Here is a 12,072-nt window from a genome sequence, read left to right on the forward strand (position 1 = left end):
GTGGCGGCGACACCCGGTGGGATCATCCACCATTCGAGAAGGACAATCAGTGACCAGCAGAGAGTGACTGGATTGCATATGCTTCAGCGAGCTCAACCACATCGTAGACGTGGATACCGGTTTTGAACCAGAGCACCCGCTCAGCTTCAAGATCAATGTCCTCGCTCGTGCAGTCCAGTTCTTCGGACACCGCGGGCACCAGATTATCCACATCTGCTTGACGGATCTTGGAGAGTTTCTCATCGAGATATTCGGGCGTCCAGAAGCCCACGATCTCGAGAATCGCCCGGCGGCCGTCAGGATGTTCCAGCGCGAAATCCGGCAACAGGACCTCCGCTCCCAGATCGATCACGTCATCCTCGCGGACCAGTTCCCACTCCGTGTTCGACCGGTTCCACTTGTCGGCGAGCGTGCGTTCGAGGTCGCTGTCGAACTGGCTCCCACCGCTGTAGTGCGTTTGGAGTCCCACTGTCTGATCCAGCGTCAGTTCTCGTGTTTCGTTGGCTGACTCGTCGGTGAGAATCTCCGCGGTAAGCTCCCACCGCTCGCAGTGGGGCAACGCCGGCAGGAAGTTCGCCATCCGAATGCCGTACTTGCGTGACTGCCGGAACAGCGAGGCTGGACCGTCCAAGATCGCTTCGTACCCCTCCGCGAAGTCCGTACTCGAGACGCGCTTGCCGTGTTCGTCGATCGGATAGATCCGGTGCATCAGCCCGAACAGCTTCACATAGCTGAACACCGTCGCAAACTGGTCCCACACTCGAATACGCAACTCGGTCGCGTCGTAGAGCACTGCCTGCGCGAGCGCGAGGTTGTACCGATGCAGCAGCCACTCGACAGTGAGTTGCTTGCCTGTGTACGTTTCCTCGCTCTGGCCAGTCAACTGAGTCATACTGGTCGTCCCATCAGTATCCAGTTCGACCGACTCGGCGACCTGGTCGCCGAAGCGCACGAGGCGATTGTTCGCGTCGAGGTCCGCATACATCCCCTGGTGACACTCCGCGAGTGAAATGCCGAGGTCGTCAGCGACCGACGTGTAGATGTCGAGCTTCCGCGTATCCGCACCGAGCGTCGGCTGTCGAACGATGGGATACGCGTCATTCGCCCGCTCGAACAGGCGTTGGCGGATCTCGCGCGGCTCGGCTGCCGCTACCGTTTCGAAGTCGCACTCGTCGCGCAGCAATTTCGCCAACCCCTGGATGATCTTGTAATCGGTATCCGCCACCGTCAGTTGGTCGACCGCGGTGTCGAGATCGGCCTTCGGCTCACCAACGTGTGTCTCGAACAGCTCGATCAACTCGCTCGCCGTCTCCCGGTACCGAGCATCGTCGGGATCGATGAACAGCGGCGTCACCTCGCCATCGGATGTCCGCGAGCGCGCGAGATCGGCCGTCAGCATGGCTCCGGTCTCACTGTGTTGGTCATGGTCGCGGTCACGCTTCTGCCTCGACGCCTTCGCGGCGGCGCTGGGAGACGTAGTTCTCCATCGTGTCCGTGGCGATGATCTCGTAGAGCCGCGCGGGTTGGCGCTCGTCTGTGGGTCGCAGGATGCGACCGAGACGCTGGGCGTACTGGCGTTTCGACGCGCTTCCAGAGAGAATGATCCCGACGTTGGCGGCCGGGACGTCGATGCCCTCGTCCAGCACCTGCGAGGTTGCCAAGATCGAGTACTCGCCGGTTCGGAATCGTTCGAGGATCTCCGTGCGTTCGTCGGTTTTCGTCTGATGAGTGATGCACGGGATAATGAACTCTTGAGAGATCTCGTAGGCGAAATCGTTGTTCGCGGTGAAGATGATCGTCCGGTCGTCGTGATGGCGTTTGAGCAGTGTATCGAGCGTATCGAGTTTCTTCGTGGCGGTGCGCGCGAGTTCCTCGGCGCGTTGCTTGGCGATCAGTGCGCGCCGACCATTGGAATCGTACGAAGTATGCGCGAGAAACTCCTGATAGCCTTCGGCTTTCCAGAGGTCGAAGTCATGCGTATCGACGTACTCGCGATAGATGCCGTACTCCTCGTCGTACTGTGAGCGCTCATCGTCGGTCAACTCGACCTGCATGTGGATGGTTTCGTACTCGCTGAGGTACTCGCCAGCGAGTTCGTCGACCTCCTCTTCGTAGACGACGGGACCGATGAGGCCCGTGTCTTCGAGGAGCTCGTGGGCATCGTCGGCGCGTTCGTAGGTGGCGGTTAGTCCGAGACGATAGGGCGCGATGGTCATCTCGGGGATCTGTCTGTAGGTCGGAGCTGGCAGATGGTGAATTTCGTCTGCGATCAGCAGCCCGAACTGGTCGCCGTACTCGTCGATATAGCGATACGCGCTGTCGTAGGTCGTGACTGTGATGGGCCTGATCTCGTGGGTGCCGCCACCGAGCACGCCGACCGCCTGTCCGGCTCCATCTTCCCTCTGACGGGGAAGTTGGTCGCCGAAGGCGTTGGTGAGCGTCGCATGCCACTGGTTCATCAGATCGATCGTCGGCGCAACCACGAGCGTGGCGACACCAGCGTCGGCGATTACCTGGATACCGAGAAATGTCTTCCCGCTCCCAGTTGGGAGGACGACGCTGCCTCGACGATCATTGGCTCGCCACGCATCGAGCGCCGCCTGCTGGTACTCGCGTGGTTCGATCTGGAGCGCGGGATCGAGAGCGAAGGCGGGATACGCCCGAGCTGTGTCCTCAAGCGTAACAGTAGCCGACTGGATCGTCTCTTGGTCGACTGATTCCTCTACCGCGGGGCCGGGGATATCGTCATCCCATGTGTCGGCCCATTCGAGCAGGCTACGATAGCGATATGCGGGTGCGCGGTAGTCGCCAACCCGATCGTCCCACTCCGCGTACGGAACCTCCTCGCTGGCCTCTTGAAGTAGGAGTGTGCCTCCGTCGAACTCGATCCGCATCTGGCAAATACCACAGCCGCAATCCAAATAAACCATACTGATTGGTGGAGGGACGTTCGGTTTCGGACCATCTACCTCTGTTTCTGCGGGTACAGGGTGACGGGTGGGTCCGTCGGGTACAGAACCACGGCCGTCAGCGTTCGAGCCAGTACTGCCAGTCGGCAATCGCTTGTTCAGTGGTACTGCCGACGTCGACAGGCTCAAGTTGCTCAAGAGGCACGCCAAGTGTTCTGTCCATCCACTCGATCGTCGCGAACTGCTGGCTGAGAGTCGGCTCTGTCGATGACATTCCAACTACGCGTACGGGTTCGCCTTCCTCCAGGGGCGATTCCTCGCGCTCGGTGCGACAGCGCGCTTCGAACGGGAACTCCAGCGTATCGTCGAGATAGGCGTTCCAGCCCATTGCCTGCTCGTCCGCATCGTAGGTATCGACGATGATCTCCATCTCAATGCGTTCGTCCCGCTCTTCGTCTCTCCCGGAGTGTGTCATCGCCCATCAGTACTCAGCCCAGACGGAAGATGCTCAGGTCGGCCGAACCCACCCACCGGCCTGTCCAGAGTCGCTCAATCGTCACCGCAAACGTACAGCTACCACGGGCTGCCAATACAACCATCCCGAGGAGTTACGCGGCTGTGTCGCGAACCCCTGCGTATGGATCGCACACCAGCGGCATTCTCCGAGGCTCTCTGGTCCGGTGACACCAAGCAGGCGAATCGCGCAATCGATGAACTTGACCAGATGGAGCCCGAAGAACAAGCGGAACTGTTCGATGAAGCGTTCGAGATCTGCCGAGAACTATATGCAGACGGGAACGGGTACCAACGTCAATCCGCAATTCGCTTTGCAGCCGAACTGTATCCACGATTGGCACTCCGAACAGTTGGCGCGGAGTTTACTGACGATGCGCTTCCGGGTGAGCACACGACCGAGGAAACTGCGTCACATCGACAGCGACTTCGAGAGCTGTATCTCGAAGCACTCACCGATGACGACGGCCGCGTTCGGCGCGCAGCAGCCAAGCATATCAAAATTCTCGGGCTATCGGCCACCATTATCGACGCCGAAGACGAACTTGATTACCTTCTCGAAGAAGTGAAATCACTCAAGTCGGACTACCCAGGCTCGAAACAAAAGCACATCCAACAAGCGTACGAAAACATTGCTGTCCATGCCAACGAGTCGGCATTCGCTCTCTCAAACGCAGTGCCTGAATCTCTCAAATGGGATAGCGACTCTCAGGAATAGTAACCACAGCCCATCTTATCAAATTCCGCGTTCGCCCTCAACGATTGCTCTCTTCAAGTGGTCACGGCATGCCATCAACGCAAGCGTCACGCTAACAACGACGTCTACATCCTCCCCACTCTCGAATAGTCCCTCTCGGTCCTTGCCCCGATTAGGCCGGAACCGCCGAGAGCATCCCACGAACAACACTCGCCAGTTCCTCAACTTCCGCCTCACGGAGGCGTTCGTCACCCAGCACTAACCGCAGTCGTGGACGCCCGACATCAATCGGCACTTTCTCCGTCTCGATCAACCCCTGCTCTTCGAGGCTGGTTTTCGTCCGTGAGAACGTCGCCTTGCTCGCGACGCCTACATCCTCGCCCCACTTCGAGATATCGTACAAGAGTTGCTCGTGTTTCGCCGCCACGAGCAAGCCCGCCGCCACCTCATCGACGTCGCCTTCGTCACGCATACTCCCAGGTGAGTCCAGTACCGTCCGAAAGTCCGACTCGACCTCCGAACCGAACTCATCAGCAAGCGATTCTAACACGCGCGAGCGCGCTGGTGTCCGTAGATCGAGTCCTTCACCGTTGTCCCAGAGACCGCTCCAGCGCTCGCGAGCCGCCTCGACGAACTCCTCGTCAGTAGTGACGAGCGAAGCAGTATGCTCGTCGCCCGGCTTGACGAGCGAGACTACCGCTTCGGTGGTTACCAACAGCGTGCTCTCTAAGTACTCACTCGCTGCTCTCACTTCGAGAGTGTCCACTTCGATCAACTCCGCAGCTTTGCTCGCCAGCACGAAATCCTCCCGGATCCATTTCAACACGTCTTCCCGGGCGAGCAAGCGCACTTCTGGCGGATCCTCGCTCTCCGCGAGCACATCGACGAGTCCCCGCGTCGATTCTTCATCGAAACCCACTGCAAGCACCTCTCCACCTTCCCCATCGAGGATCTCGCAAAGGCTCTCACTCATTGAGGTCTTCACTCGGTGCGAACTGAGCGTCATACAGCGAAAAGTAGCCCTTGAGCCCATATCAACCTTTTAGTTGTATTAAAATTTAGTCACCACGAAGGAATATGGTAGAGAAACACACTCAACTGTGTTCGGGAAGTCACTTACTTCTCCGCTTGCCCTCGAAAAGCCAGAAATCAAGCCTCCCAAACAGCCAGATTAGCCACTGATGCCTCCTTATGTAACAACCGAGAGCGCACAAGATCACCGAGAGTTACATAAGGCAACCATCACACGAAGGTGGAATCCAACCGCCGAAATTCGAAATCAGCCGTCTCCTCGTCTTACCCTTGTTCTGGCTGTGTCTCAAACGAACTCGCTGGCGAAAACTCGGTTAGCTCCTCTATTTCCTGCTCTAAGCGTTCGACTTCTTGGCGGAGGACATCTGCCTCGGGATCGCCGCTGACTGCCAGTCGGTCTTTCAGCCCCTGTAAGCGTGTTTCCTTGCGCCCTTCGTCGACCTCCGCTTTCCGGACGTACTCACTCTCACTCACGTCGTACACGTCGGATTCGGAAACGGGGACGACATCCAGCGCTTCCTCGACTTTCGAGCGGTCGACACCCAGTAGTTGCTCGCGGCCGATGCCAGTCTTCGCGAACGCTTCGAGCACTTCTCGATCATCTTTGAGCGAGCGGTTCCGGCGCGTCGTTCGCTGGACCGACCCGTACTGGCCGTGCATCGGTCGGTCGTGCCCGACGCGCTCTAAGAGGACGTCAGTCACGTCCTTGCGCAGGTCGTTCGCGTTGCGCTGAACATCCGACAACAACGTGTAGAGGTTGACCAGCACGGGCGTCTCGACGCTTTCGAGTGCGCTCATGTCCTCGCGTTCGAGCACATCGATCAGCAAGAGCATATCCGAGTAGACATCGATGTCCGGCTCCTCACGCTCTCGGTCCTGTTCATTACTCATGTCCGCGCCCGCGTTCATCGACAAGTGCGGTGCATCGTCCAGCACGGCGCTCTCGTCGGCCTCGGCGAGTTCGGTCAGCGTGCCCTCGCGCTCGTTGAGCACGTAGCGCGGGTGGAGAGCGAGCACCGCCGCGTACGGTTCGGCTTTCGGTGGAAGACGTTCGAGTTCGTAGCCATCGCTCGCGTCGCGTGCGTGTTCGGCGAGCGATTCGAACTGCTCGCGTTGCAGGGGTTGGGAATCGCTCGAATCAACGTCCTCGATGACGATGCGCTGGTTCTGTACGTCGGTGATCCGGAACCGCTTCGAAGCCAGCGGTGTGATAAGCGTCGCTTCGTCAGAGAGTTGCTCACACCGCTCGCAGAGTGTTTCCCACGTTGCACCGAACGGAATCGCCATACTCCGACTCAGAGACTCACGGTCTAAAGAACCGTGGGCTACACGCCGGATTCCGAGTCCATCGACCGTCGATCTGGAGACTCCCCGCTCTCGGAGAGAAAGAGAGAAGCTACTCTGTTCAGGGGCTGATCTCGTAGTATGCGATCTCAGCCGAGTCGCAGAGTGGGCACGAATCGGTCTCCGGTTCGACGTTCGCTCCACAGTTGCGGCACTCGACGACGTGCTCCTGTGTCGAGCGTGAGAGTATCCGTTTGACTGTCTGTATCATGAGAGGGAAAGAAAGCGTGTGACAGCACTCTTTAGAGGTCCGGACTGCGGTCCTCAGCGTGGATAGCTCCCAACCAGTTATACAGAGGTCGGCTAGCTAGATTCGTCATGCACAGTTATCTGTGAAATTTAGGCTGCCGAAGTTGGTTTCGGTATCTGTCGCACATGAGATGTTCATCTGCCGGACTTCAGACGACACGTCAATGATCCGGTGTTGGCGATGACACACTCGGCAGGGGGAGGCTAACCATATCAATCGGGCAACCGGTGTGGAGTTCGGCGATGGCCTCGGTCGCCTGTGGGGCATGCCGTGACTGACCACGACGTTGCGCGGCAGGCAGATCCCTAGTTTTGTCGAGCAGTGCCCCTCTCGCTACCAGGTCACCAAACCGTTTGTCCTCCGCTGCCGGCTCTCGCCCGGCGAACAATAATACGCACCCCGCGGGTAGCGCCGTCAATGAACGTCGCACTCGTCGTGATGGACACGCTGCGTTTTGATGCCTTCCGCGAACAGTTCGACTGGCTGCCGGGGATTCGATTCACGAACGCATGGGCGACGAGTCACTGGACCGTCCCCGTTCACGCCTCGTTGTTCGCCGGGAAGTACCCGAGCGAGCTCGGCGTTCACGTCGACAACCAAGCGCTCGACTGCCCGGAACCCGTGATCGCGGAACAGCTCAGCGAGACCGGCTACACGACGCATGCGTTCGCCAGCAACATCATCCTCGCCAGACCGTTCGGCTTCGACCGCGGGTTCGACGAGTACACCGGTACGTGGAAATTCCGTGCGCTCTCGGGCGACGTCTTCGACTGGGAGGTATTCGCCGACGAGCAGCAGGGACCGGCCGCCTACGCACAGGCAGGCTGGGACTGTCTTACTGAACCCTACGAGACGTGGCCATCGCTCGCACGCGGGGCGCGCGTCGCGCTCGATCGCGTCGATGAGCCGCCGGGCCACGAAACACAGGAAGCGCTTGATTACGTTCGACGGACGGAGTTCGGCGACCGCGAGTTCCTGTTCGTCAATCTGATGGACGCGCACATGCCGCATACGCCACCCGAGAGCTACCGGACCGCCGAGACCGACGAACCGTACGAGACGGCGACCGAGTACAACGGCTTAGTCGCGACTGCCGGCGATGGTCCCGATACCGGTTCTTCCGTGCTCAAGCAGGCCTACGACGACAGCGTGCGCTATCTCTCGGACGTGTATCGGAAGATGCACGCCGAGCTGCTGGCCGACTTCGACGTGGTCGTCACGCTCTCCGACCACGGCGAACTGTTCGGCGAGCACGATGTCTGGCAGCACTCCTATGGTGTGTATCCCGAACTCACACATGTCCCGTGCGTGATTTCGGGGGAGGGAATCGACGACGCGACCCGCACCGAGCCGGTCAGCCTGCTCGATGTCCACCGGACGCTGCTCAATCTCACGGGTATCGAGGGCGAGTCGTGGGGGAACGGACTGCTCGACGCGAGTGACCCGACCGTCACCGCCGATCCGACCCCGCGGGAGTGTCTCGTGGAGTATCTCGGGCCGAACCCCCGTAATCGAGAGAAGATCGAGCGGCTCGGCTACGACCCGACCCGATTCGACGAGGAGTTGTTCGGCATTGCGGCCGGCTCGTCGTACGGCTATGAGACGACCGATGGCTTCCGCGTCGCCGGCGACGCCGACGAGAGCGCGCTCCAAGAGCGACTCGCCGAACGCCGCGCGGAGATCGACCGGCGCGACGCGCGCTCCGAGCGCGGGGTTTCGGAAGCGACGCGCCGGCAGCTCGAACAGCTCGGCTACGCCTAGTCGCCGACGGCCACCATCCGTGAGAGCTCGTCGGGCTGGGCCTCGGCGAATGCTTCGAGCGCGGCTCGCTGGTGGTCGGGCATGACTTCGAGCACGACTGTGCCCTCGAACTGGCGGTCGAGCAGCCGCGCGGTCGCCACGAGGTCGATATCGCCCTCGCCGAACGCCAGTCCGTCCTGGGTGGGCGTCGAATCACAGACATGGACCAGTTCGGTCTGGTCGCCGTATGTCTGGAGGAGTCCTTCGAGTTCGTCCAGATAGTCGCGTTCGGCCATGAACAGGTGGGCGACGTCAAGGACGAGGTCGTGACCCGGCCGCAGGACCATATATCTGAGGTGACGGGCGCTCACGCCGGTCTTGTTCTCGTAGCCGTACGGCGATTGCAGGTCGAGCGCTTCGAGATCCGGCGTGTCGACGTGGTTGATGTAGCACGAGTGGAAGACGACGTACGCATCGAACGCCGCCGCGAGGCGGTCGGTCCGATGGAGGTACTCGTGCTCTTCGAGCGGGACGTGCGGCGTGTGCGCCGACACCACCTGCACGTCACCGTCGGCGACGGTCTCGACGGTCTCATCGACGGATTCGAGGTGATCCCGTTCGAGATACAGTTCCACCGCCTCGAACCCTCGGTCGGCCGCGGCGGCGAGCGCGTCCGATTCCGGTGGGCATTTGCCGGCGACCAACATTGCCCCAACTCGACCACCCAGCGACCTATCGTGACCACCTGCATGTGAAAGGGCTACTTTACAGTTTCCGGATTAACAGTAGCTTTCCGCCGGGGCCACCGCTACCCGGCGTCGGTCGGTCGGACGACCAGCTCCTCCACGTTCACGTGAGGCGGTTGTGCGAGCGCATACCGAATGGCTGCGGCGACATCCTCGCTTTCGAGCGTTCGCATGGACTCTACCAGCGCCTCGACGTCCGCCTTCGTTTCTTCGTCCGGGACGTGTTCGGGGAGTTCGGTGTCGGTCGCACCCGGTTCGAGGAGCGTCACGCGAACCCCGTCGTCGGCGACTTCCGCACGGAGCGACTCGGAAAACGCTGCCACGCCCGCTTTCGTGGCCGCATACGCGCCGAAACTCGCGCCCGGATCCTTCGTGGCGTCCGAGGAGAGGGCGACGACATGGCCGCCATCTCCCTCACGAAGCGCGGGGAGAGCCGCGCGCGTGGCGTTCATCGTCCCGAGCAAGTTGACCCCGACCATCCGCCGCCAGTCGTTGGGGTCGGCGCGGGCGACCGGCGCGAGTAGCATCACCCCAGCACTGTTGACGAGCGCATCGAGCCGCCCGAACGTCGCGGTCGTTTTCTCGACCATCTCCTCGATAGCCGCCTCGTCGGTGACGTCCGTGGGTATCGATAACGCCTCGCCGCCGTCGCTCTCGATTCGCTCTTCGAGCACGTACAGGCGGTCTGTCCGGCGGGCGGCGAGCGCAACGCTGGCTCCCGCCGCCGCGAGCGTTCTGGCCGTCGCCGCGCCAATGCCTGAGGAAGCACCCGTAACGAGCGCCACCGTCCCGTCGAGATAATCGATCGAATCCTCCATTGGTCGGAACACTCCCGCTGAACGAATGAACCTATTCCCCAGCCCGGGGGGTCTGCCCGCCAGAGCGTACCGAGAGCACGCGCTCTTTGACCTCGCGGTCAGGACTGTTCTCGCGGACCAGTACGTTTGTTCGCGTGGCGATCTGTGCGAGGTGCGGAGATTCTTCGTGATCGGAGTGGTGAGCGTCGGCAAGGGCTTCGATGGGAAGACGTCCACCTCGAAGATCGCTATGCGACGGTCTTCGCCAAAAAGCAGCGCCTCGACGACCGAAACTTCCCCCAAGCCGGTGATTCATCCGCTACAAATGTACCAGAAAGTCCTTGACGCACCGAACGAAAGCTGGCCGGTGTTTCCCTCATTACATCGCCCGACGCTGCTCTCTCAGCGGGTGAGAGACGAGTTGGACAGTCGTGGATATACCGACATGGAGATCGAGGAGATGCGCACCGACCGTTCGTTAATCGAGGTCTGTGTTGAGTACGACTCGAACCGCCGTCGATAACGACCGATGCAGGACGGCACGTGCTCAAGTGCCTCTGTGAGGAGGCAGCTATCGAACTCGATAACGACGAGGAGTATCTCATGCCTCACGGTGCCCGGCGTGGTGCTGGCGAGGTTCTCGTGCACACATCAGGGCATGCGGCCGCCGCCCGTGCACTCGATAACTCCGAGGAGATCGTTCGTGAGCACTACTCGCATATCGAAGCTGGCGATCTCGCTGACCAGATGACCAACGCGTTTGAAGAGGCAGATCAGCAAAGTGGATCCAGCAGCAAGTGAAATGGGCATAGGTCACTCTCTGGATTAGTCCATGAATTAGGAGTAGGTTTATCCATCCCATCTGCAGAACAGTGTGTGGAACGTAGCGTCGCCATTGGAAGATCCATTGTCGGTAGTTCCCAATCGGGTTGAGAAGCGGAGCTAAAGCATCGGTCTGATTGGAGCAGATGTCTGGTTGAGTGAATGTGCTACAGCTACCCCAACCAGACGGATTCCTTTCAGCGTGGGACGTCAAAGGTGTAGCGGCGGATGTGATCGGAGAGCTTCCCCTGCCAGGGATCGAGGGCTCGCCCCCTCGATCCTGGCGACATCTGGTCCGTCGTTATCCTTGCCAGCACCAATCAGAGCTCCGTTCGAGAGGTTTGTGCCGAGAACCACGAGGCTCCCTGCGACGATACTGTCTTCGACTGGCTCCATACGCTTGATCGAGGCTGGCTCGAATTCGCCGCTAACCTGCTGTTCATGCAGTTGGCCATGACGATCCTCGACCCTGAGCGGTCGAGGATCGTCTCCATCGATTTCGTCGATAACCCCTATCACGGGACCTACAGCGACGAGATAGGCGAACTTTGTCGAATGAGCCCTAAAGACGGTACCACGACCTGCCACCGATACTGCACCGCCTACCTCGTCTCGAACGGCAAACCGATCACGCTCGCGATGACGTACGTCCGCAGCGACGAGAAGCAAGCCGACGCGGTCGAGCGCGTCCTCGACCGCGTCGAGGCCTATCCCTTCGAAATCGAGCTGTTGCTGGCTGATTCCGGCTTCTACAACGAGCGCATCATCCGCCGCTCACGCGAGATTGCTGCGACAGTCGTGCCGGTCGCCGAGAAAGGCGACCGGCTCGAAGAGAAACTCGAGACGCACAAATCGTACATGACGACCTACCGGATGTACAAAGACAGCGAGCGGGAACTACGCTTCCCGCTTGCGGTTTCAGTTTCGTATCAGAACGGCGATCGCGGCAAGCATGGTGAAGTGGTCCGAGGGTACGCGGCGTGCGATCTGGACGATCGCACGCCTGCACAGGTCGAACACTGCTACCGAAAGCGATCGGCGATCGAATCCAGCTATCGGTTGTTTCGGAGCGCACGAGCGGTAACGGCCACGAAAGCCCCGATCGTGCGGTTGGCGTTCGGTGTGGGGAGGTTCCCCAACGAAAACTTATGGCAGGTGATACAGCTTTCCCTTAACAACATCTGAATCTGCCAACGCTATGAGATGTTTGTTTTGGGGTGGG

Annotated in this window: 9 protein-coding genes and 2 pseudogenes; 4 read left to right on the plus strand and 7 right to left on the minus strand. The window is 60.2% G+C overall.

Features of this window, described 5'->3' with window-relative positions; all coding sequences use genetic code 11:
• Nucleotides 1-46: 46 nt before the first annotated feature.
• The 3 genes from ACP97_RS15815 to ACP97_RS15825 form a co-directional block, all read right to left on the minus strand.
• Nucleotides 47-1,399 (minus strand): DUF790 family protein, encoded by a 1,353-nt coding sequence (locus ACP97_RS15815; protein ID WP_049998804.1) that lies wholly within the window; start codon nucleotides 1,397-1,399, stop codon nucleotides 47-49.
• Nucleotides 1,400-1,433: 34 nt separating this feature from the next.
• The gene (locus tag ACP97_RS15820; RefSeq protein ID WP_049998805.1) at nucleotides 1,434-2,894 is read right to left on the minus strand and encodes a DEAD/DEAH box helicase family protein; all 1,461 of its coding nucleotides are present in this window, start codon (nucleotides 2,892-2,894) and stop codon (nucleotides 1,434-1,436) included.
• A gap of 133 nt (nucleotides 2,895-3,027) precedes the next feature.
• Nucleotides 3,028-3,384 carry a calcium-binding protein gene (locus ACP97_RS15825; RefSeq protein WP_049998806.1) on the minus strand — a complete coding sequence of 119 codons (357 nt, stop codon included), beginning with the start codon at nucleotides 3,382-3,384 and terminating at the stop codon, nucleotides 3,028-3,030.
• Between the two features lie 162 nt (nucleotides 3,385-3,546).
• Here ACP97_RS15825 and ACP97_RS15830 point away from each other — a divergent pair, with 162 nt between their 5' ends.
• Nucleotides 3,547-4,140, plus strand: a complete 594-nt coding sequence (locus ACP97_RS15830) for a hypothetical protein (RefSeq protein WP_049998807.1) — start codon at nucleotides 3,547-3,549, stop codon at nucleotides 4,138-4,140.
• A 151-nt stretch (nucleotides 4,141-4,291) separates the two neighbouring features.
• Here ACP97_RS15830 and tbsP read toward each other — a convergent pair whose 3' ends face one another.
• Together tbsP and ACP97_RS15840 are read right to left on the minus strand one after the other, a co-directional pair.
• Nucleotides 4,292-5,125: a transcriptional regulator TbsP gene (gene tbsP, locus ACP97_RS15835; RefSeq protein ID WP_049998808.1), complete on the minus strand. Its 834-nt coding sequence runs from the start codon at nucleotides 5,123-5,125 to the stop codon at nucleotides 4,292-4,294.
• Between the two features lie 290 nt (nucleotides 5,126-5,415).
• Nucleotides 5,416-6,438 (minus strand): hypothetical protein, encoded by a 1,023-nt coding sequence (locus ACP97_RS15840; RefSeq protein WP_049998809.1) that lies wholly within the window; start codon nucleotides 6,436-6,438, stop codon nucleotides 5,416-5,418.
• A gap of 724 nt (nucleotides 6,439-7,162) precedes the next feature.
• Here ACP97_RS15840 and ACP97_RS15845 point away from each other — a divergent pair.
• Nucleotides 7,163-8,506, plus strand: coding sequence for a sulfatase-like hydrolase/transferase (locus ACP97_RS15845; RefSeq protein WP_049998810.1), 1,344 nt, complete (start codon nucleotides 7,163-7,165; stop codon nucleotides 8,504-8,506).
• Here the strand turns inward: ACP97_RS15845 and ACP97_RS15850 are convergent.
• Nucleotides 8,503-9,192 carry a sugar phosphate isomerase/epimerase family protein gene (locus tag ACP97_RS15850; protein ID WP_049998811.1) on the minus strand — a complete coding sequence of 230 codons (690 nt, stop codon included), beginning with the start codon at nucleotides 9,190-9,192 and terminating at the stop codon, nucleotides 8,503-8,505. The genes ACP97_RS15845 and ACP97_RS15850 overlap by 4 nt on opposite strands.
• Nucleotides 9,193-9,293: 101 nt before the next feature.
• Nucleotides 9,294-10,049: an SDR family NAD(P)-dependent oxidoreductase gene (locus ACP97_RS15855; RefSeq protein ID WP_049998812.1), complete on the minus strand. Its 756-nt coding sequence runs from the start codon at nucleotides 10,047-10,049 to the stop codon at nucleotides 9,294-9,296.
• Nucleotides 10,050-10,190: 141 nt separating this feature from the next.
• Here ACP97_RS15855 and ACP97_RS15860 point away from each other — a divergent pair.
• A pseudogene (locus ACP97_RS15860) lies at nucleotides 10,191-10,829 on the plus strand (integrase); the annotation flags it as partial.
• A 185-nt stretch (nucleotides 10,830-11,014) separates the two neighbouring features.
• Nucleotides 11,015-12,014 (plus strand): annotated as a pseudogene (locus ACP97_RS15865) (ISH3 family transposase); the annotation flags it as partial.
• Nucleotides 12,015-12,072 lie beyond the last annotated feature (58 nt).

The organism is Halococcus sediminicola, from assembly GCF_000755245.1.
In the GTDB taxonomy this organism is placed as follows: Archaea; Halobacteriota; Halobacteria; order Halobacteriales; family Halococcaceae; genus Halococcus; species Halococcus sediminicola.